This window comes from Caulobacter sp. 05T431, assembly GCF_056665975.1.
Genome location: NZ_JBFTKU010000011.1, coordinates 77,181 through 103,791 on the forward strand (window position 1 = coordinate 77,181; position 26,611 = coordinate 103,791).

Annotated in this window: 28 protein-coding genes and 1 pseudogene; 18 read left to right on the forward strand and 11 right to left on the reverse strand. The window is 70.2% G+C overall.

Translation table 11 applies throughout. The annotated features are described in order from the left end of the window. The first annotated feature begins 71 nt into the window (after positions 1-71). On the forward strand, positions 72-2,387 hold the full coding sequence (locus AC1U89_RS12015) for a hybrid sensor histidine kinase/response regulator (RefSeq protein WP_479899926.1): 2,316 nt from the start codon (positions 72-74) through the stop codon (positions 2,385-2,387). 230 nt (positions 2,388-2,617) lie between these two features. On the opposite strand, the gene AC1U89_RS12020 is transcribed toward AC1U89_RS12015, so the two are convergent. After that, positions 2,618-4,432 (reverse strand): tetratricopeptide repeat protein, encoded by a 1,815-nt coding sequence (locus AC1U89_RS12020; RefSeq protein ID WP_479899927.1) that lies wholly within the window; start codon positions 4,430-4,432, stop codon positions 2,618-2,620. A gap of 304 nt (positions 4,433-4,736) precedes the next feature. Here AC1U89_RS12020 and nadA point away from each other — a divergent pair, with 304 nt between their 5' ends. The 9 genes and pseudogenes from nadA to AC1U89_RS12065 form a co-directional block, all read left to right on the forward strand. Beyond that, on the forward strand, positions 4,737-5,834 hold the full coding sequence (gene nadA, locus AC1U89_RS12025; protein WP_479899928.1) for a quinolinate synthase NadA: 1,098 nt from the start codon (positions 4,737-4,739) through the stop codon (positions 5,832-5,834). Position 5,835: 1 nt separating this feature from the next. Next, the gene (locus tag AC1U89_RS12030) at positions 5,836-6,345 is read left to right on the forward strand and encodes an O-acetyl-ADP-ribose deacetylase (RefSeq protein ID WP_479899929.1); all 510 of its coding nucleotides are present in this window, start codon (positions 5,836-5,838) and stop codon (positions 6,343-6,345) included. Then, the gene (locus tag AC1U89_RS12035; protein ID WP_479899930.1) at positions 6,338-7,870 is read left to right on the forward strand and encodes an L-aspartate oxidase; all 1,533 of its coding nucleotides are present in this window, start codon (positions 6,338-6,340) and stop codon (positions 7,868-7,870) included. The genes AC1U89_RS12030 and AC1U89_RS12035 overlap by 8 nt, the downstream gene beginning before the upstream one ends. After that, positions 7,867-8,712 (forward strand): carboxylating nicotinate-nucleotide diphosphorylase, encoded by an 846-nt coding sequence (gene nadC / locus AC1U89_RS12040; RefSeq protein ID WP_479899931.1) that lies wholly within the window; start codon positions 7,867-7,869, stop codon positions 8,710-8,712. The genes AC1U89_RS12035 and nadC overlap by 4 nt, the downstream gene beginning before the upstream one ends. Before the next feature lie 64 nt (positions 8,713-8,776). Continuing rightward, positions 8,777-9,217 carry a hypothetical protein gene (locus tag AC1U89_RS12045; RefSeq protein ID WP_479899932.1) on the forward strand — a complete coding sequence of 147 codons (441 nt, stop codon included), beginning with the start codon at positions 8,777-8,779 and terminating at the stop codon, positions 9,215-9,217. Between the two features lie 204 nt (positions 9,218-9,421). Further along, positions 9,422-10,015, forward strand: a complete 594-nt coding sequence (locus tag AC1U89_RS12050) for a response regulator (protein ID WP_479899933.1) — start codon at positions 9,422-9,424, stop codon at positions 10,013-10,015. After that, positions 10,012-10,491 (forward strand): hypothetical protein, encoded by a 480-nt coding sequence (locus tag AC1U89_RS12055; protein ID WP_479899934.1) that lies wholly within the window; start codon positions 10,012-10,014, stop codon positions 10,489-10,491. Before AC1U89_RS12050 ends, AC1U89_RS12055 begins: the two co-directional genes overlap by 4 nt. A gap of 93 nt (positions 10,492-10,584) precedes the next feature. Continuing rightward, positions 10,585-11,082 carry a cytochrome P460 family protein gene (locus AC1U89_RS12060; RefSeq protein ID WP_479899935.1) on the forward strand — a complete coding sequence of 166 codons (498 nt, stop codon included), beginning with the start codon at positions 10,585-10,587 and terminating at the stop codon, positions 11,080-11,082. Then, positions 11,079-11,232, forward strand: a pseudogene (locus tag AC1U89_RS12065) (hypothetical protein); the annotation flags it as partial. The gene AC1U89_RS12060 and the pseudogene AC1U89_RS12065, both read left to right, overlap by 4 nt. Before the next feature lie 26 nt (positions 11,233-11,258). On the opposite strand, the gene AC1U89_RS12070 reads toward AC1U89_RS12065, so the two are convergent. Continuing rightward, positions 11,259-12,362, reverse strand: coding sequence for an acyltransferase family protein (locus AC1U89_RS12070; protein ID WP_479899936.1), 1,104 nt, complete (start codon positions 12,360-12,362; stop codon positions 11,259-11,261). 385 nt (positions 12,363-12,747) lie between these two features. On the opposite strand from AC1U89_RS12070, the gene ygiD reads away from it, so the two are divergent. The 3 genes from ygiD to AC1U89_RS12085 are packed head-to-tail and all read left to right on the forward strand — an operon-like array spanning position 12,748 to position 14,758. Next, positions 12,748-13,521 (forward strand): 4,5-DOPA-extradiol-dioxygenase, encoded by a 774-nt coding sequence (gene ygiD, locus AC1U89_RS12075; RefSeq protein WP_479899937.1) that lies wholly within the window; start codon positions 12,748-12,750, stop codon positions 13,519-13,521. Positions 13,522-13,579: 58 nt separating this feature from the next. Further along, on the forward strand, positions 13,580-14,023 hold the full coding sequence (locus AC1U89_RS12080) for an ester cyclase (protein WP_479899938.1): 444 nt from the start codon (positions 13,580-13,582) through the stop codon (positions 14,021-14,023). A gap of 12 nt (positions 14,024-14,035) precedes the next feature. After that, complete coding sequence (locus AC1U89_RS12085) at positions 14,036-14,758, forward strand: glutathione S-transferase (RefSeq protein ID WP_479899939.1); 723 nt, start codon at positions 14,036-14,038, stop codon at positions 14,756-14,758. Here AC1U89_RS12085 and AC1U89_RS12090 read toward each other — a convergent pair. The 3 genes from AC1U89_RS12090 to AC1U89_RS12100 all read right to left on the reverse strand — a co-directional run bounded on the left by AC1U89_RS12090 (position 14,755) and on the right by AC1U89_RS12100 (position 16,900). Continuing rightward, on the reverse strand, positions 14,755-15,234 hold the full coding sequence (locus tag AC1U89_RS12090) for a hypothetical protein (protein ID WP_479899940.1): 480 nt from the start codon (positions 15,232-15,234) through the stop codon (positions 14,755-14,757). The two genes, AC1U89_RS12085 and AC1U89_RS12090, sit on opposite strands and share 4 nt — an antisense overlap. A 302-nt stretch (positions 15,235-15,536) precedes the next feature. Next, positions 15,537-15,989: a DUF2147 domain-containing protein gene (locus AC1U89_RS12095; RefSeq protein WP_479899941.1), complete on the reverse strand. Its 453-nt coding sequence runs from the start codon at positions 15,987-15,989 to the stop codon at positions 15,537-15,539. A 212-nt stretch (positions 15,990-16,201) separates the two neighbouring features. Continuing rightward, complete coding sequence (locus AC1U89_RS12100; RefSeq protein ID WP_479899942.1) at positions 16,202-16,900, reverse strand: DJ-1/PfpI family protein; 699 nt, start codon at positions 16,898-16,900, stop codon at positions 16,202-16,204. Between the two features lie 99 nt (positions 16,901-16,999). Between AC1U89_RS12100 and AC1U89_RS12105 the strand changes: the two genes are divergently transcribed. Next, complete coding sequence (locus AC1U89_RS12105; protein WP_479899943.1) at positions 17,000-17,965, forward strand: GlxA family transcriptional regulator; 966 nt, start codon at positions 17,000-17,002, stop codon at positions 17,963-17,965. A 109-nt stretch (positions 17,966-18,074) separates the two neighbouring features. Continuing rightward, positions 18,075-18,740 carry an outer membrane protein gene (locus AC1U89_RS12110; RefSeq protein ID WP_479899944.1) on the forward strand — a complete coding sequence of 222 codons (666 nt, stop codon included), beginning with the start codon at positions 18,075-18,077 and terminating at the stop codon, positions 18,738-18,740. A 55-nt stretch (positions 18,741-18,795) separates the two neighbouring features. Here the strand turns inward: AC1U89_RS12110 and AC1U89_RS12115 are convergent, their stop codons facing one another. Next, on the reverse strand, positions 18,796-19,359 hold the full coding sequence (locus AC1U89_RS12115) for a DUF1003 domain-containing protein (RefSeq protein WP_479899945.1): 564 nt from the start codon (positions 19,357-19,359) through the stop codon (positions 18,796-18,798). Between the two features lie 143 nt (positions 19,360-19,502). On the opposite strand from AC1U89_RS12115, the gene AC1U89_RS12120 reads away from it, so the two are divergent. Then, a complete protein-coding gene (locus AC1U89_RS12120; RefSeq protein WP_479899946.1) occupies positions 19,503-19,682 on the forward strand; it encodes a YegP family protein in 180 nt (59 codons plus the stop codon). Positions 19,683-19,789: 107 nt separating this feature from the next. Next, complete coding sequence (locus tag AC1U89_RS12125; RefSeq protein ID WP_479899947.1) at positions 19,790-20,602, forward strand: SDR family oxidoreductase; 813 nt, start codon at positions 19,790-19,792, stop codon at positions 20,600-20,602. On the opposite strand, the gene AC1U89_RS12130 is transcribed toward AC1U89_RS12125, so the two are convergent. After that, positions 20,559-21,677, reverse strand: coding sequence for a cell wall hydrolase (locus tag AC1U89_RS12130; RefSeq protein WP_479899948.1), 1,119 nt, complete (start codon positions 21,675-21,677; stop codon positions 20,559-20,561). The two genes, AC1U89_RS12125 and AC1U89_RS12130, sit on opposite strands and share 44 nt — an antisense overlap. A 387-nt stretch (positions 21,678-22,064) precedes the next feature. Between AC1U89_RS12130 and AC1U89_RS12135 the strand changes: the two genes are divergently transcribed. Beyond that, positions 22,065-22,244 carry a hypothetical protein gene (locus tag AC1U89_RS12135; RefSeq protein ID WP_479899949.1) on the forward strand — a complete coding sequence of 60 codons (180 nt, stop codon included), beginning with the start codon at positions 22,065-22,067 and terminating at the stop codon, positions 22,242-22,244. Between the two features lie 21 nt (positions 22,245-22,265). Here the strand turns inward: AC1U89_RS12135 and AC1U89_RS12140 are convergent, their stop codons facing one another. The 4 genes from AC1U89_RS12140 to AC1U89_RS12155 form a co-directional block, all read right to left on the reverse strand. Beyond that, on the reverse strand, positions 22,266-23,288 hold the full coding sequence (locus tag AC1U89_RS12140) for an HAAS signaling domain-containing protein (RefSeq protein WP_479899950.1): 1,023 nt from the start codon (positions 23,286-23,288) through the stop codon (positions 22,266-22,268). Positions 23,289-23,304: 16 nt separating this feature from the next. Further along, positions 23,305-23,634, reverse strand: a complete 330-nt coding sequence (locus AC1U89_RS12145; RefSeq protein ID WP_029908469.1) for a PadR family transcriptional regulator — start codon at positions 23,632-23,634, stop codon at positions 23,305-23,307. A gap of 113 nt (positions 23,635-23,747) precedes the next feature. After that, positions 23,748-24,857: a lysozyme inhibitor LprI family protein gene (locus tag AC1U89_RS12150; RefSeq protein WP_479899951.1), complete on the reverse strand. Its 1,110-nt coding sequence runs from the start codon at positions 24,855-24,857 to the stop codon at positions 23,748-23,750. Positions 24,858-24,946: 89 nt separating this feature from the next. Beyond that, the gene (locus AC1U89_RS12155) at positions 24,947-26,569 is read right to left on the reverse strand and encodes a sensor histidine kinase (RefSeq protein ID WP_479899952.1); all 1,623 of its coding nucleotides are present in this window, start codon (positions 26,567-26,569) and stop codon (positions 24,947-24,949) included. Positions 26,570-26,611 lie beyond the last annotated feature (42 nt).

Here is a 26,611-nt window from a genome sequence, read left to right on the forward strand (position 1 = left end):
CGGTTTCGCCCGACGCGATAAGCGCGTGGCTCGTCTCGAGGATCCCGCCGTCACCGGCGCACGCCGCCCTGGTGACGCTGGCGGCCATCGTCTTCGCGATCGGGTTCCGGATCGTCGCGATGGGCACGGGGAACGACCTTGGGGCGACCCAGCCGTTCTTCCCCGCCGTCATCGTCGTGACGCTTTACGCCGGTTGGCGCTGGGGGCTGGCGCCTATCCTGGCCTGCCTGGCCTTCGCCTGGTGGTTGCGGATGGGGGTCGAGGGCCATGCGCCGGACGGGGCCCGGATCGGCGCCATCCTCCTGTTCCTGTTCTCGGCGGCGGTCACCACGGTGGTAACCCAGGTGCTGAGGAGCAGCCTGATCAGCCTGGCCGAGGCCCGTCGCCGCCAGGTCGAGGCCGAGGCCCGCCTGCAGGTCACCCAGGCCTCGGCCGGGGTGGGCCCGTGGGAATGGGACATCCAGAACGACGTCCTGACCCTGTCGGCCACCGCGCGCCGGAACCTGGGCCTGGCCGAGGACGCGCCGACGGACATGGACACCCTGACCGAGCTGGTCCATCCCGACGACCGCCCCCTGGTCCGGAGCCGGATCCGCGAGGCGATCAAGAAGGGTCCGCACTACGAGGTCGAATACCGGCTGGCCAACCATCCCGAGGGCGAGCGTTGGATCCACGGCCAGGGCCAGGTGGTCCGCGACGAGACCGGCCGCGCCCTGCGGGTCATGGGCGTCAATTTCGACGTCACCCAGCGCCGCCGCGCCGAGGACAGCCTGCGTGAGAGCGAGGCCCGCTTCCGGTCGCTGGCCGACAGCGCCCCGGCCCTGATGTGGATCAGCGGCGAGGACGGCGTGCGGGTGTTCGTCAACACCGCCTATGTCGACTTCGCGGGGGTGTCTTATGACGAGGCCCTGGTGCTGGACTGGCGCTCGCGCCTGCACGCCGACGACCTGAACCGGATCCTCAAGGCCCAGATCGCCGGCGAGGCCTCGCGCAGGCCGTTCAGCCTGGAGGGCCGCTATCGCCGGGCCGACGGCGAGATGCGCTGGCTCAAGTCGTTCTCGCAGCCGCGCCTGGGCTGCGGCGGCGAGTTCATCGGCTTCATCGGCATCGCCTTCGATTTCACCGACACCAAGGAGGCCGAGGCCAAGCTGACGGGGCTGAACGAGCTGCTGGCCGACCGCGTGCAGGAGGCGCTGTCCGAGCGCGACGAGGTCCAGGCCGCCCTGACCCAGTCGCAGAAGCTGGAGGCCATCGGCCAGCTGACCGGCGGGGTCGCCCACGACTTCAACAACCTGCTGACCGTGATCATCGGGGCGCTGGACGTGCTGGAGCGCAACCCGGCCGACGAAGAGCGCCGCAACCGCATGCTGTCCGCGGCCCAGGCCGCCGCCCGGCGCGGCGAGAAGCTGACCCACCATCTGCTGGCCTTCGCCCGCCGCCAGCCGCTGAACCCGGAGATCTGCCGGATCGACGCCATGATCGGCGAGAGCGAGGGGCTGCTGCGCCGCGCGGTCGGCGAGGGCGTGGAGCTGACCCTGGACCTGAAGGCCGGCGGCCGCACCACCCTGACCGACTCCGGCCAGTTCGAGGCGGCCCTGCTGAACCTGGTGGTCAACGCCCGCGACGCCACCCCGCAGGGCGGCCGGATCACCGTCTCGTCCCAGGGCCTGGACCTGGCCGAACCGCGCGGCGAGCTGCCGGCCGGGCGCTATCTGAGCGTCGCCGTGGCCGACACCGGCGCGGGCATGGACGCCGAGACCCTGCAGCGCGCCTTCGAGCCGTTCTACACCACCAAGCCGGTGGGCAAGGGCACGGGCCTGGGCCTGTCGCAGGTCTACGGCTTCGTGCGCCAGAGCGGCGGCGAGGTGACCATTGACTCGGCGGTCGGCAAGGGCACGACCGTGTCGATGCTGCTGCCGGTCCGCGAGGCCTTCTCGCCGGTCGAGGTGCTGGCGGTCCGCCCGCCGGCCACCCGCGCCAGCTCGCACGTGCTGCTGGTCGAGGACGACGTCGAGGTGGGCGACCTGATCTCGGCGATGATCGACGAGCTGGGCCACATGGTCAGCCGCGCGGCCAACGCCGACGAGGCCCTGACCATCGCCCGCGCCGATCCGACCCTGGCCCTGGTGATCACCGACGTGATCATGCCGGGCGGCAAGAGCGGGGTCGACCTGGCCATGACCCTGGCCCAGGAGCGGCCGGAACTGCCGGTCCTGCTCAGCTCGGGCTACACCGGCCAGGAACTGACCCGCGCCCACGACACCCCCTGGCCGCTGCTGAGCAAGCCCTACGCCCTGGACGCCCTGGCCCAGGCCATGGCCGACGCCTGGGACCGCCACGCGCCGGTCCAGGCGCCGACGAAGAAGGGCAGCAAGGCGAAGGTGTAGGTCCTCCCCCGTGGKGACGTGTCGGCGAAGCCGACGGAGGGGGAGTAAGGACCTGTCCCGCTTTTTGCCTATTGATCCGTCATCCCGGGCCTTGTGCCCGGGACCCCTGGTTCAGCCCGCACGTGAAGAGCAAGCGGTTCGCCAGCGAACCGCCCCTTCCGCGCTTGCGGCGGACAGAGGGGTCCCGGGCACAAGGCCCGGGATGACGAATTGAGAAGTGTTGGCGTGGCCTACGAGACCTCCGCCGCCAGCGCCTCCGCCACCTCGGCCATCACGCCCGACCAGTCGTTGTAGTCGGGCGGCGAGAAGACACGGGCTTGCGGATACCAGGGATAGGTCTTGCCCCCCAGCCGGGTCCAGGCCGCCGCGCCCGTCAGCAGCCAGACCGGCGCGCCGCACGCCCCGGCCAGGTTGAAGGTGGCGTTGGAGAAGCCGATCGTCAGGTCCATGGCGCAGCACAGGGCGGCGACGTCGTCGAGGTCGTACTTCAGGTCGATCCCGCGCGGCTCCCAGATCTCGACGCCGAACTGTTCGCGGGCCAGGGCGATCTCGGCCTCGCAGTCGCCGTACTGCAGGTTGACGAAGGTGACTCCCGGGGTCTGGAGGATCGGCCGCCACTGCTCGAACGGCGAGAACTGMCGGCCCCGCTCGGCCTGCAGGCTGAGGCTTTTCCACAGCAGCCCCACCTTGCGCCCGGGCGTGGCGGCCAGTTGGTCCCGCCAGTAGGCCACCCGTTCGGGATCGGCGACCAGATAGCCCGCCTCGCGCGGGAAGGCGTCCGCGCTGGACCGGAAGGTGGTCAGCAGCGACGCCATCGGCGTCCACAGGTCGATGGCCGACCAGTCCTCGATGAACGGCGCCGACCAATAGACCCGCCCCTCGTGCCGCACCGTCCGGTGAGGCGTGACCGAGGCCTTGGGGAAGCTGCGCTTGAACAGAGGCACCAGCCGGTATTCCACCACGATGCTCAGCAGGCTCTCGTCGCCGACCGCGGCGACGGCGTCGCGCAGGACGTTGGCGAACAGCACTTCGTCGCCCAGCCCCTGCTCGCCGCAGACCAGCAGCCGCTTGCCGGCCAGGCTCTCGCCCGGGTTCCAGCGCGGCTTGGCGATCACGAAGGTCGCCACCTGCAAGAGGTCGGGCGACAGCCGCGCCTCGTAGGCCTCCCAGCCCTCGCGCAGGCGGCCCAGCGACAGCAGCGCCGTCGCGCGCGAGAACCGCATGGTGGCCAGGTCGTTGGCGTCGGTGTCCTCGCCGTGACGCAGCGCCGCCTCGCAGTCCTCCAGCGCGCCGACCGCGTCGCCCAGGTCCTGCCGCGCGAACGCCCGGTTGTGATAGGCCTTGCCATAGGCCGGCTGCAGCCGCAGCGCCTCGTCGAAGAAGGTCAGCGACGCCGCGCCGTCGCCGCGGCTGACCAGCACCGTGCCCAGGGTGTTCCACAGGCCTTCGGCGCCGGGATTGGCGACGATCGCCGTCCGCAGCAGTTCGATCGCCTCGTCGGACCGGTCGGTGTCGCGCAGGGCGCAGGCCAGGTTGTTGATCGCCTCCAGATCGCCGGGGCGGCTGGCCAGGAAGTGGGTGAAGAACTGGGCGGCCAGTTCGGGCAGGCCCAGGCGGAAGGCCAGGCGCCCCAGGTCGCCGGCGACCGGCCCGTGGTCCGGCAGCAGCTTCAGCGCCGCCTCGTAGCAGCGCATCGAGCTGCCGAAATCGCCCAGTTTCTCGCGCGAGACGCCCAGCACGTGCCAGGCGACGCCCTGGCGCTCGTCGCGGCCCAGGGCCTCCAGGGCCAGGGCCTCGCCCCGGCCGAAGTCGCCCGCGTGCAGCGCGTGGATCGCCCCGTTGAGCAGCTCKACCATGTCGAGGTCGGCCAGGTGGTCGACCGCCGTCTTGAGGTCGTCCAGGGCCTGGGCCGAGGCGGCGTCGCCCAGGGTCGGCGCGGCCATGCCCGGCACGATCGGGGCGGCGGCCTCGAAGGCGTCCGACGCGCCCTGCAGGCGCGCCATCAGCGCGGCCTGGGCGTCGGCGGGCTTTGAGGTGGCTTCCATGTCGGACCCCTGGGAAACGATCGCTTCGGCGGACCCTAGCCGCCGCCCCTTAACCTTGTGTTGGTGGATGTATCACGGTTGCGACCGTCGCGGACCTCGCCGCCGGGGCCCCGCGGTTACGCCGTGATCGGATTTTCATGCTCACGCTTTGCAATCGGCGTCGGAAGGTCTATATGTGATCCATCCCTTTTGCTCAATTTCAGCATAAGGGGCGACGTCGGAGCGGGATTTAGCGATTTGTCCTCCGTTTCCGGCGTTTTTTGAGGTTCTGGAAATGCTCAGTTTGAGCATAAGAGAGGATCACATGGCCGACGGCTTCGCGCCCTCCACGGCGCCCCTCGCCTTCACTCCCGCCGTCGAGGCGGAAACCGCCTTGGCGTGGGAGAAGGTCAAGCACCACGTGACCCCGCTGGAATGGCGGCTGCACGCGCCGCTGATCGCCGAGATCAATCGGCTGAAGCGCGAGAAGAACGCCGTCATCCTGGCCCACAACTACATGACGCCCGAGATCTTCCACGGCGTGGGCGACTTCGTCGGCGACAGCCTGGCCCTGGCCCGCGAGGCCGCCAAGTGCGACGCCGCCGTGATCGTCCAGGCCGGCGTGCACTTCATGGCCGAGACCAGCAAGGTGCTGGCGCCGGAGAAGAAGGTGCTGATCCCCGACCTGAAGGCCGGCTGCAGCCTGGCCTCCTCGATCACCGGCGCCGACGTGCGGCTGATCAAGCAGCGCCACCCGGGCATCCCGGTCGTGACCTACGTCAACACCACCGCCGACGTGAAGGCCGAGACCGACATCTGCTGCACCAGCGCCAACGCGGTGCAGGTCGTCGAGTGGGCCGCCCGCGAGTGGGGCGTCGACAAGGTGATCCTGATCCCCGACGAGTTCCTGGCCCGCAACGTCGCCCGCCAGACCGACGTCAAGATCATCGCCTGGGCCGGCCGCTGCGAGGTGCACGAGCGCTTCACCGCCCAGGACATCGCCGACATGCGCTTCGCCTGGCCGGAAGCCGAGATCCTGGCCCACCCCGAGTGCCCGGCCGAGATCCTGGAGGCCGCCGATTTCGCGGGTTCCACGGCGGCGATGAACGACTACGTCGCCCTGCGCAAGCCCAAGCAGGTGGTGCTGATCACCGAGTGCTCGATGGCCTCCAACGTTCAGGCCGAAAGCCCGGGCACCCAGTTCATCGGCCCCTGCAACATGTGCCCGCACATGAAGAAGATCAGCCTGCGGAACATCTACGACGCCCTGGTCCACGACCAGTTCGAGGTGACGATCGACCCGTCGGTCGCCATCCGCGCCAAGCTGGCCGTCCAGCGGATGATCGACCTGCCGCCGCCGACCGTCCCGGCCCGCTACGACCTGGTCAAGGCCCAGCACCACGTGGATGTGGAGCTGATCTGAGATGGCTGCGATGAGCGTCATCCAGGCCGACATCACGACCCTGGACGTCGACGCCATCGTCAACGCCGCCAATTCCAGCCTGCAGGGCGGAGGCGGCGTCGACGGCGCTATCCACCGCAAGGCCGGTCCGGAACTGGCCGTCGCGGGCCGGATGCTGGGCGGCTGCAAGACCGGCGACGCCAAGCTGACCGAGGGCTTCCGCCTGCCGGCCCGCTTCGTGATCCACACGGTCGGTCCGGTCTGGAACGGCGGCGGAAACGGCGAGCCGGACCTGCTGGCCAGCTGCTATCGCCGGTCATTGGAGATCGCGGCCGACAAGGGTTTCGAGACCATCGCCTTCCCGGCCATCTCGACCGGGATCTATCGCTTCCCCGCCGACCTGGCGGCCGAGATCGCCGTGACCACCGTCGCGGCCTTCGAGGGCGTCCCGCCGGCCGAGGTCATCTTCTGTTGCTTTGACGAAGCGTCGGCCGGGCGTCACCGCGCGGTTCTGGAGTCGTACAATGCTTGACCGCGTCACCTTCGACGGCCCCGTGATCCTCGGGGCGGGCCTGGCGGGCCTGACCGCCGCCCTCGCCGCCACCGAGGTCGGCGGCAAGGCCCTGGTGCTGTCGCCGACGCCCCTGGCCACCGGCTGCTCCAGCGCCTGGGCCCAGGGCGGCATGGCCGCGGCCCTGTCGGACGAGGACGCCCCGGCCCTGCACGCCGCCGACACCATCGCCGCCGGCGCGGGCCTGTGCGACCCGGCCGCCGTCGCGCTGTTGACCACCGAAGGCCCCGCCGCCGTGCGGGCCCTGGCCGCCCTGGGCGCGCCGTTCGACCGCCAGGCGGACGGCGGCTTCGTGCTGAGCCTGGAAGCCGCCCACGCCAGGGCCCGGGTCGCCCGGGTCGGCGGCGACGGGGCCGGCGCGGCGATCATGGCGGCCGTGATCGCCACGGTCCGCGCCACGCCGGCCATCGAGGTCCGCGAGAACGCCCGCGCGCGCCGGCTTCTTCAGGACGCGACAGGTCGCGTGGTTGGGCTGATCGCCGAGATCGACGGCGCCCTGGTCGAGATCCTCTGCCCGGCCGTCATCCTGGCCACCGGCGGCGTCGGCGGCCTCTACGCCGTCACCACCACCCCGGCCCAGGTGCGCGGCGAGGGCCTGGGCCTGGCCGCCCTGGCCGGCGCCGAGATCGCCGATCCCGAATTCGTCCAGTTCCACCCCACGGCCATCGACATCGGCAAGGACCCCGCCCCCCTGGCCACCGAGGCCCTGCGCGGCGAGGGGGCGATCCTGCGTGACCGTGACGGCCGGGCCTTCATGGCCGACTACCACCCGGCCCGCGAGCTGGCTCCGCGCGACGTGGTGGCCCGCGCCATCCACGCCGAGCGGGCGGCCGGACGCGGCGCCTTCCTGGACGCCACGGCGGCGGTGGGCGCGCACTTCCCGCACGAGTTCCCGGCCGTCTTCGCCGCCTGCACGGACGCCGGGATCGACCCGCGCGTCCAGCCGATCCCGGTGACGCCGGCCGTGCACTACCACATGGGCGGGGTGGCCACCGACCTGGACGGCCGCGCCAGCCTGCCGGGCCTCTACGCCGCGGGCGAGTGCGCCTCGACCGGGGTGCAGGGCGCCAACCGCCTGGCTTCCAACAGCCTGCTGGAAGCGGCCGTGTTCGGGGCCCGCGCCGGTCGCGCGGCGGCCGCCGAGCCCGCCGCCGGCGGCGAGCCCCTGCCCGCCGAAYCGACCCCCGACCTGCCCGAGGCGGCGCTGCAGACCCTGCGCAAGGCCATGAGCCGCGACGCCGGCGTGATCCGCGACGCCGAGGGACTGGAGCGGCTGGCGGCCCAGATCGAGGCGCTGGAGCCCGCCTACGGCCCCTGCCCCACGGTGGTCGCCGCCAAGCTGATCGTCCGCGCCGCCCTGGCCCGCCAGGAGAGCCGGGGCGGCCACTTCCGCGCCGACTTCCCCGCCACGGGCCTGGCCCAGCGGACCTTCGTCACCCTGCAAGACCAGGAAGCGGGCCGCGCGGTCCGTTACGCCGCCGAATGATCACGCCCCTCGACGACCTGCTGGTCCGCCCGATCATCGACATGGCCCTGGCCGAGGACCTGGGCCGGGCCGGCGACATCACCGGCCAGGCCTGCATCGATCCGGACGCCCGCCTGTCGGTGGTGTGGGCCGCGCGGCAGGACGGCCGGATCGCCGGCCTGTCCTGCGCTCGCCTGGCCCTGGCCGCCCTGGACCCCACGGCCCGCTTCGAGGTGGTCACCCCCGACGGCGCCGACGCCGCGCCGGGCGCGATCCTGGCCCGCGCCGAGGGCAACGCCCGCGCCGTGCTGGCCGCCGAGCGCACGGGGCTGAACCTGCTGGGCAAGCTGTCGGGCATCGCCACCCTGACCCGGGCCTATGTCCGCCTGGTCCAGGGCACCAAGGCCACCATCGTCGACACCCGCAAGACCACGCCGGGCCTGCGGGCGTTGGAGAAGTACGCCGTGCGCTGCGGCGGCGGGATCAACCACCGCTTCGGCCTCGACGACGCCATCCTGATCAAGGACAACCACGTCGCCGCCTGCGGCGGGGTGGGCGAGGCCGTCCGCCGGGCCCGCGCCTTCGCCGGCCACTTGGTCAAGGTCGAGGTCGAGGTCGACGGCCTGGATCAGTTGGAAGACGCCCTGAAGCACGGCCCCGACGTGGTCATGCTCGACAATTTCAGCCTGGACGACCTGAAGACCGCCGTGGCCCTGGCGCGAGGCCGGGCGGTGCTGGAAGCCTCGGGCGGCGTCAACCTGACCACCGTGCGCGCCATCGCCGAGACTGGTGTGGACGTGATCAGCGTGGGGGCCCTGACCCACTCGGCCCTGAACCTGGACATCGGCCTGGACGCGGTCTGAACTGGGCGGTCCGATACGACGGCGCCCTTCACCAACAGGCGCCCAGACTTTGAAGGAAACGCGCTTGTCCGCACCTAAGCACCCGACTGCATCAGCGCTGCCCGGCATTGCTCATTTGAGCCTCCGCGTGGACTTCCAGAACCGGAACGCGTGCTTCACTGACGCTCAACAGCAACAACATACACTGACCTACAACTTCATCGCCGACGACGATGGCGTAGTCCTCACGGTGACGGCGGATGACGGCTCCGTCTGCAGTTTCGCGCCGTGCCTTCCACCGAACGATAAGCTTTGGTTTGCTACCGGGCTCGTGGTGAACACGCCGAGACGCGGCATAGCCTCGCACATCTACGCCTTGGTTCGTGACCTGCTGAAGCCGCACAGCGCAGCGATTACCCCTTCCGGCAACCTGTTCCCCGACGGCGTGAAGCTCTGGGCGACGCTCGATCCAGGCGTGAGGTTCCAGGAACAAGCCGACATGCCGGGCTACTACGAGCCGGCCTGAAACGCCGCCGGCGATCCGCCACAGAACACTGGCGGGCCGGAAGAGGGAGCCGGATATCCAAGGCCGTTTGCGCGCCGCCCCGTCCCATTTCCGGCGCTGCGACATGGAGCCTCACCCTCCGGGCGACAGCGGTTTCTTAACCCTGTTCAGTCATAGGGTAGCGGTCCCGGGCGTTCGCGGGACGGGGCGGAGCGCGTCGGGGTCTTGCAGCCAAGTCAGTACATCAATCTGGACAAGGCCAAGGCGCTGGTCGTCGACGACAATCCCCAGTCGCTCGACATCCTGATCGGCGTCCTGACCAGCTTCGGGCTGCGCAACATCACGCGCAAGGCCGACGGCAAGGAAGCCCAGGAAGAGCTGAAGTACACGGCCTACGACCTGGTGCTGCTGAACGGCGCCCTGCCCGAACTGGACGGCTACGACCTGACCCGCTGGCTGCGCCGCGAGGCCGACGAGGCCAACCGCATGACGCCGGTGATCATCGTCACCTCCCACACCCGTCGCAGCCAGGTCGAGAAGGCCCGGGACTGCGGCGCCAATTTCATCGTCACCAAGCCGATCTCTCCGGCGGTGATGCTCGAGCGCATTCTCTGGGTCGCGCGGGGCGACCGGATGTTCATCGAATGCGACGCCTATATCGGCCCCKACCGCCGCTGGCGGAACCTTGGCCCGCCGGTGGAGTTCCCGGACGGCCGGCGCCGTGACGATCAGTCCATTGAACTGGGCGAGCCCGAAGGCGCAAACATGAGCCAGGACGAGCTGGACGCCCTGATTAAACCCATGAAGTCGATCGCATGACCCAGGTCAAAAAGAGCCGCATGAAGCCCCGCCTGGGCCAGCTGATGAAACAGGCGGGCGGCATGTACGTGGCCGAGGCCCTCAAGCGCGCCGACGCCACCATGGAGACCCTGCGCGAGCCGTCGCTGACCGGGATCGACGACTACATCACCGCCCTGGACGCCCTGCTGGCCTCGGGCCAGGACGAGGCGGTCGTGATCGAGGGGCTGTACGCCCGGGCCGGCGACATCGTCAGCCTCAGCGGCGCCGAGCGCAACGAGGCGGTCCAGATCGCMGCCCGCTCGCTGTGCGACCTGCTGGACGAGGCCACGGGCCTGACCCCGTCGATCGTGGCCGGGATCAAGGTCTACATCGCCTCGATCAAGCTGCTGCACCGCGCGCCCGACAATCCCGACCTGCAGCAGCCGATCCTGCAGGGCCTGGCCGCCGTGCTGGAGAAGCATCGCGGCGAGAACCGGGCCGCCGCCGCCGACTAGGCCCCCGGTCGCGCCCCCGCGGCGCTTCGCAGACGAACGCTCGCGGCCGCGCTTGCGCCGTGCCACGCCTTCGCCGACGCGGAGGGACCCGGCATGAAAGCGGCCTGCCTGATCATCATCCTTGCGGCCCCCTTGGCGGCCCTGCCCCTGGCGGCGGCCGACGCGCCCGCGCCCAGCCCGGACTTCCCGGACGGCTATCGCGACTGGCGCCACATCTCGACCGGCCTGGTCGGCCCGCACGCCCCGGCCTATGCGGTCAACGGCGGCTTCCACCACATCTACGCCAATCCGGCGGCCCTGAAGGGCTATCGCGAGGGCCGGTTCCCCGACGGGGCGGTGCTGGCCTACGACCTGATCGAGGCCGTCGACAAAGGCGGCGACGTCACCGCCCAGGGCGCGCGGCGGCACGTGGACGTGATGGTCAAGGACAGCCGCCGCTTCGCCGCCACCGACGGCTGGGGCTACGCCGAGTTCGCGGCCGGTGAACGCACGCCCCGGCCGGGGATCGCCGCCAGCCAGGACACGACCTGCCACGCCTGCCACCGGCGGGCCCAGGCGCGGGACTTCGTGTTCAGCGGGTTGCGGGATTGAAGTGCATCTCTCCCTCAACACCGTCATTCCCGCCCTTGTGGCGGGAACCCCTCTGTCCGCCGCAGGTGCGGAGGGGTGGCGCGCCAGCGCGCCAAAGCGCTTCACGTGTCAGCTGAACCAGGGGTTCCCGCCACAAGGGCGGGAATGACGACCGTGAAAGAGGGGCTTTAACGCCCCTACCGCTTGCCCCGCAGCCACGGCGCCAGGCGGTCCTGCAGCGGCTGGTCGATATAGGTGTGGAACAGCCAGGCCGCGCCGATGGCGATCGGGAACGAGGCCAGCCACATCAGCCATTGCCAGCCGATGCCGATCGGCACGGTCTCGATCAGCTTGTGCACCGCGCTCCAGTAGATCACGCCCACGAAGATGTGGGTGATGAACAGGGCGAACGACAGCTTGGCGCCCTCCTCGATCCAGGCCCGGGGATGCTTCACCGGCAGGCGGCCCGCGCCCAGCACGATGGCGGCGATGGCGGCCAGGCAGGGGATGTCGAAGATCAGCTCGTCGGGCAGGGCGTAGCGGTCCAGCGGCTGCATGGCCACCAGCACCACGATCCCGCCGACCAGCAGGCCCTTGGCGGCCTTTTCCGACGGCCAGTCCATCTCGACCGCCCGCGCCAGGCAGACGCCCAGGATKAACAGCGGCAGGGCCCGCACGACGCCGAAGCGGAACTGCAGGTCCGACAGGGCGTGGTCGAACACGGTCCGCGCGATCACCTCGCAGGCGGCGAAGGCCAGCGCCCCGATCAGCGGCAGCACCCAGGGGTGGCGCACCTTGTCGGCGGCCCGCCACAGCCAGGGGAACACCGCGTAGCAGACGATCAGGGCCGACAGCGACCAGCTGGGCAGGTTCCAGCCGTCGCTGTTGAAGCCCCAGGCGTGGACCAGCAGGGCCTGGACCGGCAACTGGTCCCAGGCGAAGCGCGAGGGCTTGTGGGCGTCGGTGCCCAGGGCGTTCAGCACCAGCACCAGGGCGGCCATCATCAGCAGCACGATCAGGTGCCCCGGCCAGACCCGGCCCACCCGGCGCACCCAGAAGCGGCCGTGGCTGATCCGCCCGGTCAGGGTCGAGGCGCCGTAGGCCCGGCCCAGTACGTAGCCCGACAGCATCAGGAAGAAGTCGGTGGCCAGGAACCCGCGCGAGAACACCTGGCCGAAGCGCTCGATCCGCATCGGGCCCTCGGCCCCGAAGTGGTAGATGACGATCAGCAGCGAGGCGAGCAGCCGCAGCAGGTCCAGGGCGCCGCCGCGCGTGGAGGCGCGAGGCGGCCTGACCGCCACCGGTTCGGCGACCGGCTCGCCAAGGGGCTGAGAGGCCGGAAGGGGGGATTGGACGGGTACGTTCACAACGTCCGTGCCTTAACAAAGCCGGGCGGCTCGGGAAAGCGCGCGCAGCCCCTGTGCGCGCGTCATGGCGACACAGCCTGGGACTGTGGCGGATGGGGCGCGGTTTCGCACCACTCCCTCTCCCCTTGCGGGAGAGGGTGGCCCGGCGGAGCCGGGTCGGGTGAGGGGGTGCACGGACTTGCCGGACAGGACTTTCGACCCCTCATCCGACCGCCTTCGGCGGCCACCTTCTCCCGCAAGGGGAGAAGGACGCGACATTGAAATGCGCGACCAGCACCCCATCTGTAACTCCAACAGTATCTAATCGGACGCCCCGCCCATGACCGCCCGTCTGCCCGTCCTGTTCCTCGGCCACGGCTCGCCGATGAACGCCATCGAGGACAACGCCTGGAGCCGCGCCTGGGCGGCGCTGGGCGCCGAGCTGCCGCGCCCGAAGGCGGTGCTGATGATCAGCGCCCATTGGGAGACGCGCGGGGCCAGCGCCGTCAGCGCGGCCGAGCGCCCCGAGACCATCCACGACTTCGGCGGCTTTCCCCAGGCCCTGTTCGACGTGCGCTACGACGCGCCCGGCGACCCGGCCCTGGCCCAGCGGGTGGCGCAGGTGCTGTCGCCCGACCTAGTCGTCCAGCATCCGACCCGGGGCCTCGACCACGGCGCCTGGGGCGTGCTGCGGCCGATGTATCCCGACGCCGACGTGCCGGTGGTCCAGCTGAGCCTGGATCGCGGTCGTCCCGATCGCTGGCACTACGAGGCCGGCAAGCGCCTTGCGGCCCTGCGCGACGAGGGCTTGCTGATCGTCGGCAGCGGCGACATCGTCCACAACCTGCGCGCCGTGAACTTCCGCACCGGCGAGGTCCCCGACTGGGCGCCGCGCTTCAACGCGACGGCCAAGGCCCTGATCGCCGCCGGCGACCACGACCCGCTGATCGACTGGCGCGGCCTGGGCCCCGACGCCGAGGCCTCGATCAACAGCGCCGAGCACTACCTGCCCTTGCTCTACGTGCTGGGCGCGCAGCAGCCGGGCGAGCCGGTCTCGTTCTTCACCGACGACGTGTTCGCGGCGATCTCGATGACCAGCGTGCGCATCGGCTAGGGCATGCAACCGCGATCGACGTGACGCGCTGAGTCGCCACGGACGTGGAGCAGGCGCGATGACAGGACTCTCACGCGAGGCGCTGGTCGAGCGCCTGGTGAAGGCGGGCGAGGCCGAGGTCGCCGGCGCGCCGCCCGAGGAGATCGCAAGCTATTTCGACACCGAGGCCTTCCGCTTCCACGGCCCCGACGGCTTCGAGTCCGACTACGCGGGCCTCAGCGCCTATTTCGCCTCGATCCGCGCCGCGTTCGCCGACCGGACGATCCGGCGCGGGATCATCGTGGTCGAGGGCGACACCGCCGCCTGCCAGACCTGGATCGAGGGCACGTTCGTCAACGAATTCACGATGTCGCCCGCCGGTCCGCTGCCGCCCAACGGCGCGCGGGTCACCTGGGACCTGATCAACATCTTCCGGTTCGACGACGAGGGGCGCCTGGTCGAGGAGTTCGTGCGCACGGACTACCGCGGCTTCCTGCGGCAGCTGGGCGCGGAACATCGCTAGGGGACCGCCCGCATGACCTACCACCTGCATTACTGGCCCACGATCCAGGGGCGCGGCGAGTTCGTGCGGCTGGCGCTGGAGGAGGCCGGGGCGGCCTATGTCGACGTGGCGCGCGGCGGCAAGGATGAAGGCGGCGGCGAGCGGGCCCTGATGGCCGACATCGGCGACCACGACCATCCGTCCTTCGCCCCGCCCTATCTGGTCGACGGCAAGCTGGTGATCGGCCAGACGGCCAACATCCTGCTGCACCTGGGCGCCCGCCACGACCTGGCGCCGAAGGCCGAGGCGGGCCGGCTGTGGGTCAACCAGCTGCAGCTGACCATCACCGACCTGGTCGCCGAGGCCCACGACGTCCACCATCCGGTCGGCATGGGCCTCTATTACGAAGACCAGAAGGCCGAGGCCGCGCGGCGGGCGGAGGAGTTCCGCACCCAGCGGATGAAGAAGCACCTTGGTTGGTACGAGACGGTGCTGGAGAAGGCCCCGAAAGGCGGGTGGCTGACGGGCGCGGACCTGACCTATGCCGACCTGTCGCTGTTGCAGGTGGTGGAAGGCCTGCGCTACGCCTTCCCGCACGCGATGAAGCGGCTGGAGCCGAGACTGAAGCGGGTGATCGCCGTGCGCGACGCCGTGGCCGAGCGGCCGAACATCGCGGCCTATCTGGCGTCGGAGCGGCGGATCCCGTTCAGCACGGAGGGCATCTTCCGAGCTTACCCGGAGCTGGATCCAGCCTAGGGCGTGACCACCACCGTATAGCTCAATGCCGTGTTTTTCGCCCTGGCCGGCGTCTGTTCGTCGCTGACCATCAGTTGACGGAAACGGCCGGCGCTCGCGGCTTCGACGGCGTCGCCGTTGGTGATCAGCGGCCTGGGACCCGCGCCCGTACGGGAATAGAACCACTCCCGTGCGAAGTTGTCGGCGCTGTAGGGCTTTATCGGCCCGACGACACCCTCCGCGAAAGTGATCACGGCCTTGGGGTCATCGACCCTCGCGAAGACTCGGCACACCTTGTACCGGACCCGGATCCTTTGCTTGCCGTCGGCTCCCAACAGGTCGCCGGGGTTTTCGCTCACCAACAGAACCCTGTCGCCTGACCGTCTGGCCTCGATGAAGGTTTCATTGCCTTGGGCCAGGCCCTTCGTGGAGGATTGGACCCAATGGCGCTTCTCCGCCTCGGCGAGCGCCCCCTCCCGGCTGGCGTTGGTGGCCATGCACATCGTCCGAAAGTCGGAAACGAGCGTCGCGGAGGACACGGTTTGCCCCGCGGCCGCCAGCGGCGTCGCCGTCGCGGTCAATACCGTCAGGCATAGGAGCCGACTCGCGACGTTGCGCCTCGCGTCGGCGCGCTCTGGGTTTGGAAATGCCATGTCGGATCCCGCTCGATTACGGTCAAGCTTACCGTCCGCCCGAGCGTCCGCAAGCGAAAGAGATCGACATGTTCGCGCAGGTTGAGCTGCTGGGTTGGCGGCCTGGCTGAAAACACCCCAGCTTGGCCGGACTCGGGAGCGCCCGCCTAGCTCGACGGGCTTCCGCCCGCCACCACGTCCACGCGGCGCCAGGTCTGCGACTTGCACAGGAAGCCGCCGATCAGGCAGCCCTTGGCCTTCATCGTGGTGGCGTCGGGGAAGTCGGCGGTGCCGTTGAAGTTCATGTTCAGGTCGGGGACGAACACCTTGCCCTTCCAGCTGCCGTTCTTCTGCAGCTGGAAATCACGCAGCAGCTGCAGGCCGACCAGCTCGGGCGTGCCGCCCTTCTTGGCGTCGGCCTTGGCCTCGTCATTGGCCCAGACCACCACGCCGCAAGCGCGACCGCCGCCGCACGGCTTGATCTCGACATGGACGCTGTTCTTGGGATTGCGCCAGACGCCGTAGTTGAACGAATCCCCGGCCAGGGCGGGCGAGGTCAGGGCGGCCATCAGGCCGGCGGCCGTGGTCAGCCCGACGAGGAACGACTTGATCCGACGCATGCACGAGGTCTCCACCTGAGATCGTTGTGATGCAGGTTCGCGTTCGGATCAAGTCGGGCCACTTCTCCAATTCCGCTCATCCCGGCGAATGCCGGGACCCAGATGGAATGGCTTCAAGGCTGACGCCAAGGGCTCCGAGCCCCTCCAATCATCCACGCCGCCCTGGGATCTGGGTCCCGGCATTCGCCGGGATGAGCGGATATTGAGAAGCCTCACGCGCCCACCTTCAACGCCTCGCCCGCCTTGCGGGCCGCGGCCCAGCGCTCGTCCATGCCGCGGCCGTAGATCGCGGTGATCCGTTCCAGCACGGCGGACGGCGCGGTCTCCGGGCGGCCGGCGTGGAAGGGCGGGTCGGGAGCGTATTCCACGGCCAGCTGGATGGCCTGGGCCATCTCGTCGCCCGCCACCTCGGCCACCACGGTCAGGGCGAAGTCGATGCCGGCCGTCACCCCGCCGCCGGTGAAGACGTTGCCGTCGCGGACCACCCGGGCCGGGTCGGGCGTGGCGCCGAACAGGGCCAGCTGGTCGCGCCAGGCCCAGTGGCAGGCCGCCCGCCTGCCCTGCAGCAGCCCGGCCGCGCCCAGCACCAGCGAGCCGGTGCAGACCGAGGTCACGTAGCGCGCCCCGGCCGCCAGTCGGCGAACCTGGTCCAGGAAGGCCTGGTCGGCCATGGCCTCCGTCGTGCCGAAGCCGCCGGGCACGCACAGCAGGTCGCACCGCTCGATGTCGGCCAGGCGTGGCAGGCGGGCGAACACCAGGCCGTCGGCCTCGATCTCGCCGCCCGCCTCGCTGGCGACCGTCACCTGGGCGCCGGGCAGGCGGGCGAGGATCTGATGCGGGCCGGTGAAGTCGAGGTGGGTGACACCGGGGAACAGGGCGAACACGATGTGGAACGGCGCGGGTTTCGGCATGGGAGGCCCTCCTGTTGACGCCGCAGCATCGCCCGCCTAGCGTCTGACCGGAATGACATAGTTCCCTCGAAATCCGCCAGGTCGGCCTCGGAGGCGTTCATGACCCGCGACATCGGCTTCCTGATCTTCCCCGACTTCCAGCTGCTGGACGCGGCGGGGCCGATCGCGGCGTTCGAGATCGCCGGGCGGCTGGTCCCCGGCGCCTACCGCCTGCACCTGCTGGCCCGCGACCCAGGGGCCGTTCCCAGCTCGTCCGGCGTGGCCATGACCGCCAAGGCCTTCGCCGAGGCGCCGCCGCTGGACACCCTGATCGTCTCGGGCGGCGAGGGCACGCGCAGCCCGGCCATCTGCGAGGCGACCCTGGCCTTCGCCCGCGCCACCTTCCGCTCGGCCCGGCGCACCGCCAGCGTCTGCTCGGGGACCTATGTCCTGGCCGCCGCGGGCCTGCTGGACGGTCGGCGGGCCACCACCCACTGGCAGCGCTCGCGCGACTTCCAGCGCCGCTTCCCCACCGTGCGGCTGGAGCCCGACAAGATCTTCGTCCAGGACGGGGCGCTGTGGAGCTCGGCCGGCATCACCGCCGGCATCGACATGGCCCTGGCGATGATCGGGGCCGACCTGGGCGAGGAGGTCGCCCGCCGCACCGCCCAGCAGCTGGTGGTCTATCACCGCCGCCCCGGCGGCCAGTCGCAGTTCTCGGCCCTGCTGGAAATGCGCGGCGGCCGCTTCGACGGCCTGCTGGCCTGGGCGCGCGAGAACCTGGCCCTGCCCCTGACCGTCGAGCAGTTGGCCGAACGGGCGGCGATGAGCCCGCGCAACTTCGCCCGCCAGTTCGCCGTCGAGACGGGCAGCACCCCGGCCAAGGCGGTCGAGCGCCTGCGGGTCGAGGCCGCCCGCGCCCTGCTCGACAACCAGCCCCTGCAGGTCGAGGACGTGGCCCTGGAGACCGGCTTCGGCGACCAGGAACGCATGCGCCGCGCCTTMCTGCGGGCGTTCGGCCAACCACCCCAGGCCCTGCGCCGCGCCGCCCGCGCCTCGCAACCGAATGTTGCAACGGCGCCATAGCTCGCAATAATACGGTCAAGCTTAAGCAACCTGAGATTTACGACACCGGTGAACCTCTCTACCGGGGCTTGGTCCGATCAAGGACCAGTACCTTTTGGGGGGAATATCTATGCGTCTGTTCATCACCACCGCCGTGGCCGCCCTGGCCATGGCCGGCGTCGCCTCGGCCCAGACCGCCGGCCCGGCGCCCGCGCCGAAGGCCGCCGCGCCCGCCGCCGGCCAGTACATCTCGGTCTCGGGCGGCCTGGTCGCCAAGACCGACTACGACTTCGGCTTCGCCGGCGGCTACAAGGCCAAGGCCGACGTCGACGCCGGCGCCCAAGGCGCCGTGGCCTGGGGCTCGACGATCGGCAACGGCTGGCGCGCCGAGATCGCCCTGGGCTACCGCAGCCAGGACAGCAAGACCATCGTCACCTGGAACGGCTCGTCGATCGGCTCCACCGACGGCAAGGTCCAGGCCCTGAGCATCGATATCAACGGCTACTACGACTTCCCGGTCTCGGGTCCGGCCAAGCCCTATCTGGGCGCGGGCATCGGCGTGGCGCAGGTCAAGTTCAGCGACGACCTGATCGACGACAAGGGCGACGCCCTGACCCTGCAGGGCATCGCCGGCGTCAGCTTCGCCGTCACGCCGACGGTCTCGCTGTTCGCCGAGGGCCGCTACCAGTACACCGGCTCGATCAAGATCAAGACCACCAGCCCGTCGGGCGAGCAGAACTCGCACCTGAACATGACCGGCCCGGCCGCCCTGGTCGGCGCGCGCTTCGCGTTCTAGGACCGGTTCGGACGACGACGGGGACAGGCGCCCGCGCCTGTCCCCAACCTCGCGCTCATCCCCGCTCTTCCGCCATCCTGGCCACCTCGGCCTTCAGGATCTCGAGCGTCTCGGTGTTGCAGCGCAGGATCTCGACCATCTCCTGCTGGCGCAGGTCGTCCAGCTTGTCGTGCAGCCGCATGATCTCCAGCTCGGCCCGCAGGTTGACGACATAGTCGTGCTCGGCGTTCAGCCGGTCCTTCGTGGCCTGGCGGTTCTGGCTCATCATGATCACCGGCGCCTGGATCGCCGCCAGGGTCGACAGGATCAGGTTGAGGAAGATGAACGGATAGGGGTCGAACGCCAGGTGCAGGGGCCTAAGGCCCAGGTTCAGGCCGATCCACAGCGCCAGGCACAACGAAAAGCCGCCGATGAACGCCCACGAGCCGCCGATCGCCGCCACCGTGTCGGCCAGGCGGTCCCAGTAGCCGCGGTCGTCGACCACCAGCGCCTTGTTCAGCCCCGTGGGGGCCTCGGCGGCGATCAGGTCGATGACGCTGCGCTTGACCTCCGTCAGTTCGGCGTACGGGACGCCCAGCAGCTCGCGGGACAACTGGTCGAGGCGTTGATCGGGGGTCATGGGCGTCCCTGATGTGAAGGTTCCTAGAAGATGCGTCTTGAATGGTCCTGCGCAAGCTCCCGCGATTGACGGCGGTGTCCGCCGGGCGCGAGGGTGCCCGGGTCGGCGTGACGACACAGTTCAGAGCACAAGGAGAAATCCCCATGGCCCATACGTTCCAGATCAAGAAGAACAAGGCGGGCGAGTTCGTCGCCTACTTCGTCTACAACAGCGAGACCCTCTTCTGGACCGAAGGCTACAGCTCGAAAGCCGCGGCCAAGAACGCCATCGAGTCGATCAAGAAGAACGGCCCCGGCGCCGAGGTGGACGACCAGACGGACTGATATCGACGACGGGGACACGCGCCGGCGCGTGTCCCCACTCGAACCCTTGACCGGCCTGCCCTCCCGGGCGTCTGATCAGCGATAACAAACCAAAACGGGAGGGACGCATGAGCGCGACAGCGAAAGGCCGCAAGGCCGTCTTCATCACGGGCGCCGCCAGCGGCATCGGCCTGGCCAGCGCCAAGCGCTTCGCCGCCGAGGGCTGGTTCGTGGGCCTTTCGGACATCGACGTGACCGGCCTGAAGGCCGCCCTGGTCGCCATCGGGCCCGAGAACGGCGCGACCTTCCGGCTGGACGTGCGCGACCGCTCGGCCTGGAACTCGGTGCTGGCTGACTTCGCCAAGCTGACCGACGGCCGCCTGGACGTGCTGCTCAACAACGCCGGGGTGGCCAAGTTCGGGCCGTTCGACAGCCATCCGGACGCCGACATCGACCTGCAGCTGGACATCAACATCAAGGGGGTGATCACCGGCGCCCGGTCGGCCCTGCCCTGGCTGAAGGCCACGCCGGGCTCGCGCCTGATCAACATCTCGTCCTGCGCGGGCCTGTACGGCTCGCCGGGACTGGCGGTCTATTCGGCCACCAAGTTCGCGGTGCGGGGCCTGTCGGAAGCCCTGGACGTGGAGTGGAAACCCTACGGCGTCGGCGTGGCCTGCGTGATGCCGTGGTTCGTCGACACCCCGATCCTCAACGCCGGCGCGCCGGGCAGCAACGCCAACATGTCGGACGTGCTCAAGAGCGGCGGCCTGCCGGTCTATCCCGTGGAGGACGCCGCCGAGGTGATCTGGCGGGCCGTCCACGGGAAGGAGCTGCATTACTTCGTGGGCAAGCGGGCCAAACAGATGCGCTTCGCCAGCAGCCACATGCCCGGAGCGCTTAGGAAGCAGCTCCGGTCCCGGCCGATCCTCCAGCAGACTTGATCGTCTCGCCGGAGGTCTTGGTCGGGTGCATGGCCGGGGCCGAGGCGGGCTCGGGGACCGGGCCCAGCGGGCCGCCCATGCCGCCCGCGACCGTGGCCGGCTTGTCGGGCGACGAGATCACCACGGCGCTGGCCAGCTGGATCGGCGCGGCCTTGCCGTCGGCGACGCTGGTCGTGGGCAGGCTGGCCAGGGTCACGTTGGGCAGGTCGTCGGCCGTCGACGGCCGCGGCGTGCGGCTGAAGGCGTCCGGCGCGCCCGAGCGGCCGCCGAAGCGGTAGAACACGTGCATGCCCACCTGGGCGACGCGCAGCAGGCGCGGACCCCAGCCCGGCGCGACGCCGGTGGTGTGGAAGTGGGTGGCGGCGCCGACCTCGGTCATCACCGCGCCCGACAGCGCGCGGGTGGCGACCTTCTGGGCGCGGGCCCAGGCGCCCCGATCGCGCGGCGCGCGCATCGAGCCGTCGCAGGCGAAGCTGAACTGGCAGCCGGTGTGGGTGTAGGCGCCCTGGAACACCACGCCGCAGATCGATTTCGGGAACGAAGGGTGGCGTACGCGGTTTAGTACGACTTGAGCCACGGCCGCCTGGCCGTTCGGGGTCTCGCCGCGGGCCTCGTAATAGACCGCCTCGGAAAGGCACTCGAGTTCACGCGAGCTTTCCAGGGCGTTGGTCAGGCGGAACGGGGCCACGGCCGGATTGAACGGGCCGCCGAAGCTGGCGCGCAGCAGGAGAGGCTGGCGATCATCGTCCGATTGCTGGCGCTGCTCGAGGCGTTCGACCAGCAGGGCCGATTGTCGGTCGCGCTGGGCGCCGCCGGCGACGGTGTAGGGATCATGGCGGCGGGCGATCGCTAGAGCGCCGGCGTCCATGCGAGACGCGGCCTGATACAGCGCCGCGTCGGAGAAGTTCCCCTCGGCGCCGTCGGCCAGGCGAGATACGCGAGCGTGCTGACTGGCGGTCTGGGCCATGCCCCCCGCAAGGTAAACGCCGCCGAGCGCCACGCCCGTGGCGGCTCCAACCAATACGGCGCCGATCAGCGCGCGCGCGTCTGCGCACGTCTGCGACTTGATAAACAAAACTCGTGTCCTGCGCGGCGAGGGCGGTCCGCCCCCCGACAAAAACGCCCTCGGAAAACCCGGAAAAATACTGTCGGGCAGTCCTGAAAGCGGAGGCTCGGCCGGTTCACGATGGTGGCCGAAGTCCTACTTATGGACCGCCTTATGACGCATCCGTGACCGACTCGCAAGCGCACGCGGCGCCACGGCTTGAATTTTGGGCGACCGCGCGTCAGACCCAATGGTTAATGCTTTGATTACAAGGAAAAAACGCGACAGTCCCGAGAATCGGCGCGGAGGCGAATATTCGCCTGTCGCGACAGACTTCCGCCCCCTCGCTCTCAAAGGAACCCCAGTCGCGCGACGCCGTTACTCTAGCGGGAAGCTGTAATTGTCTCGGAGGACATAATGTCTGCTCTACGCTGGGTCCCGCTATGGGTTGCGGCGGGGTTAACCCTGTCGGCCTGCGGCCACAACATGGAGCAGAGGGCGGCCACCGGGGCGATCGCCGGGGCGGTCGTCGCCGGCCCCGTGGGCGCGGCCGTGGGGGCCGGCGCCGGGGCCGTGGTCGACAAGGTCTCGAAGTAGGGAAATCCCCTAGACGACCACCTAGGCGACGGCCGAGACGGGGGCCCGATCGCCCCTGAACAGACGCCAAAGCTCGACGGCGATCTTAACCGTAAGCACCACCATCATCACCGTGGCGGTGAGGTGCAGGCTGAGGTCCAGCGCGGTTTGCAGGCCCGCGATCGCGTCGGTGCGCGGCTCGACGCCGTCCAGGGGGGCGACCACGACGATGCGTCCCACCCGCCAAAGCACCACAGCCAACGCCAGGCCGGCCAGGCCGCACACGACCTCCAGCGCCGCCCGGACCCGCACCCAGGCGGGACGCAGCAGGCCGATCAGGCTGGAGACCAGCTGCACGCCCGCCCAGGCCAGCAGCGGCCAGTACAGCGTCGCCCAGATCGAGGCCGGCCGCAGGACCATGTCGCTGTCCGTCACGCGGTTGGACCACGGCGCGGGGACGACGCCCGTCCACCACAGCACGAACAGCGTGGTGAGGATCACCTCCAGCAGGGCCTCGAAGCGTCGGCGGTTCGGCCCCTTGCGCCCGAAGCCCTTCCCGGTCGCCCCCAGGGCGTCCAGGCGCGGCAGGTCGGCGACCTTCCAGTTCGTCAGGCCGTCCAGGGGGATCCAGCCGCGCTCGATCGCGAAGCCCAGCACCGTGGCGACGCCGATCATCGTGAAGGCGGCCGAGATGAAGCTGGAGAGGAAGTCGGAGAAGACATGGGGCGCCTGGCCCGGCGCCGTGATCACCGTGATCACCGCCGGGATCGCCGAGACCACCGCCGCCACCACCAGCAGCGCCTTCACCCCGAACATGTAGAACGGATAGAGCTCGGGCCCGATCAGGGCGCGGGTGGTCCCGAACCGGCCCGCCACGGCGATCGGATGGCCGAACGCCTTGAGCACGGCCTCGCACTCCCGGGCGTTCAGGGGACGCCCCAGCTCGACCTCCTTCTCCTCCATCTGGTTGAGCAGGGTGTCGCGCAGCTCGGCGACGATGTCCTCGCGCTGGTCCTTGGGCAGCAGGGCCGCGACGGCGGCCAGATAGCGATCGAGCAGGTCCATGTCCTGGCCTCCTTCGTCAGATCAGGTTTTGCAGGGTGTCGTTCATCGCCCGCCACTCGGCGGACAGGCGGGCCAGCACGGCCTCGCCCTCGGACGACAGGCGGTAAAAGCGCTTCTTGCGCTTGTCTTCCTCGCGCCACTCGCTGGTCAGCAGGCCCTGGCTCTCGAGCCGGCGCAGCATCGGATAGAGGGCGCCTTCGTCGATCTCCAGCCCCACCTCGGCCAGGGCCTGACGCAGGCTGTAGCCGTAGCGTTCGACCTTCAGCTGGGCCAGCACGGCCAGGATCAGCGTCCCGCGCCGCAACTCCTGGCGCAGGGTTTCGAAGATGTCGGCGTCTTGCGGCATGGTGTACGTCACATGGTGTGCGTCACTTGGTGTGTGACGTACACTGTGTGACACACAGGTAAGTGGCGAGTCAAGTCGGCGAAACGATGTTCGCTCGACGCCGAAGCGCGGACCTAGGGTTTCACCTGCCGCTCCAGCACGGCGGCGCGCGCCTCGGTCCGCTTCAGCAGGCACCGGGTCACCTCGAGATTGCCCTCCAGTCCCACGCGGACGTCGGGACCGACGTCGATGATGGCGTTGCACTCAGCGTCGCGCGTCTTGATCCATGACCGCTGGGCGTTGCGCAGGGCCGTCCGTCCGGGCTCCGGCTGGGCCAGGGCGGCCTGGTAGGCCCGGTTGAGGCGGGCGTCCTGCGCGTCCAGCAGCTCGCTGATGCACTCCAGGACCTCGGAGGTGTCGCCGTCGCAGCGGGCGGCCTCCTGGACGGCCGAGACCGGCGCGGGTTTGTGCGCCGGGTAGCGGTCCAGCTCGTCCGCCCGTTCACCGGCGCGGTGGTAGTAGCAGGCGTTCATCAGGATCCGGAGCCGGTTGTCGTGGTTGTCCGGGTCGGATGGCGAGAGGTAGTCGGTGCAGTTGAGGTCCCGCCAGGTGATCCAAGCGCGCTGGGCCTTGCGCAGGGCCTCCTTCCGGGCCGGCGTGTCCAGCCGGCCGAGGGCGGCGGCGTAGGCTCGGTTCAGACGGTCGTCTTCCTTGTCCGCCAGCTTGACGAGGCAAACCCGCGCCCCGTCGACATAGTCGCCGTCGATCCGCTGGACGCACGCGGCCGCCCGGCGCGCCCGGACCTCGCCGTCGCCCTCCGCGCCGACGGCCCTGAAGACGTCGGTGCGGGGACGGCGATCGTGGTCCAGCTCGTCGGYCCGGCGCCGCGCGCGGTCGTAGGCGCAGGCCGCCGCCCGCTCCGGCCCTCGCGTCTCCATGCCGGTCTGGCCGATATACGAGGCGCAGTCGGCGTCGCGGAAGGCGACCCAGGCCGTCTGCATCTCCTCCAGGTCCAGGCGCTGCATCTCGTTCAGGCGGGTCATGGCCGCGTCGTACGCCCTGTCGAGACGCGCTTCCTCCTGGGTCGCCAGGCCCCGGATGCAGGCGGCGACCTGGCCCGTGTCGCCGCGCCCCTCGGCCGTGCACCGCTCCACCGGCGTGACGGCGACCCGAGGCTCGGCGGCCAGGACCGTGGCGGGCGCCGCGAACAACAGCGCGACCGCGAGGACGACAGACCGGATCATGACGAGCTCCCCAAAGGCGGAGCCAAGCTAGACCGTATTCCGCGGAAGACCAGGGAACAGGCTACCCAAAACGAGCCGCGGCCCGGCGCCTAGGTCGACGCCGTCAGCCGCTTCAGCCGCGGGACCATCAGCGTGTCCGGATCGTCCTTCGAGACAGGGACCGTGATCTGGACGGTGAAGCGGCTGCCCTGGCCCAGGACGCTCTCCACCCCGATCTCGCCCTGCATCAGGGCCACGATCTGCCGGCTGATGCTGAGGCCCAGGCCCGTGCCGTGGTTACGGTCGACCGCCTCGCCCGCCTGCTCGAACGGACGGAAGACGCTCTCCAGCTGGTCGGCCGGAATGCCGACACCGGTGTCTTCGACGACGAAAGCCAGGCGCGCCGTTTCGCCGGCGGCGTCCAGGACGACGACCCGCAGGTCGATCCGACCGTCGGTCGTGAACTTGACCGCGTTGCCGACCAAGTTGATCAGCACCTGGCGCACCCGCTTCTCGTCGGCCTCGACCAGGCGCGGGACGCCGGGCGCGATCTCGACGGCGAAGTCCAGGCCCTTCTCCTCGGCCGGCAGGCGGAACATCTCGCCCACCCCCTCGACGCACGCGTGGAGGTCGAAGGGCGCGGCCAGCAGGTCGAAGGTCCCGGCCTCGATCTTGGCCACGTCCAGGATGTCGCTGATCACCGCCAGCAGGTGCTCGCCGCTGGCCTGGACGGTCTTGACCGCCGCGCGCTGCTTGGCGTTCAGCTCGGTGCGGCCCAGCCAGTAGGTGTAGCCGATGATGGCGTTCAGCGGCGTGCGCAGCTCGTGGCTCATATTGCCCAGGAAGCGCGACTTGGCGTTGCTGGCCGCCTCGGCCTCGGCGTGGGCGTCGGCCAGCAGCTGGGCCCGCCGCAGATGGCCCTGCTGCCGCGCCTCGTAGTCGTGGCGCACGTGCAGGAAGCGGTAGACCAGGAACCCGGCCGAGCCCACCAGCCAGACGCCCAGGATGATCAGGTAGAACTGCTCGGTCGACAGGTAGGCGCCCTGGAAGGTGATGTCCTCGACCGTCACCGCCAGCGTGTCGCCCGCCTTGGCGCCGCTGGTGGCGATGGCCACGGACTGGACCTGCTTGAAGTCCGGCGCGGCCTGGGCCGCGGTCAGGCCGTGGCTGGCCAGCCACCAGTCCTCGGCCGCCAGCTGGCTGAGCGGCACGCGGACCACGTTATGGCCCTGGACCACCGGGATGTCGGTCGCCAGGTGCATCGGCTCGCCCTTGAGCTTGTCGCGCACGGCGCGGCCCGGCTCGGGCTTGACGATCAGCCTCAGGCGATCGGCGGAACCCCGGTACGAAAAGCGCAGGGTGGCCGTCTGCAGGTGCGAGAAGTCGAGCCCGCCGCCCACGCGCGCCAGGTCCAGGCCATAGCCGCAATAGGGATAGGTCGTCCCCTGGCGGATCTCGCACGACCACGACAGGGGCCGGGCCGGATCGACCGAGACGGTCGACCCGCCGCCGTTCTCGGCGTCGGAATAGCCGTAGCCGATGAACCGGCCCGATTGCGGCGACAGGACCAGGGTCTGGTCGGTGATGGCGCTCTTGCCCAGCACCGCGGCGAACGACACGGCCACCAGCAGGAAGACCGCCGCCTCCAGCCGCAGATTGGCGTAACCCAGCCACGGCTTGCGGGCCTGTCCGCCCGCCGCCGCGACCGGCGCGAGATCCGTTGGTTCCTGCACGACGCTCCCCCGGGACCTCCCAACCGGACCGGGACGCCCTCA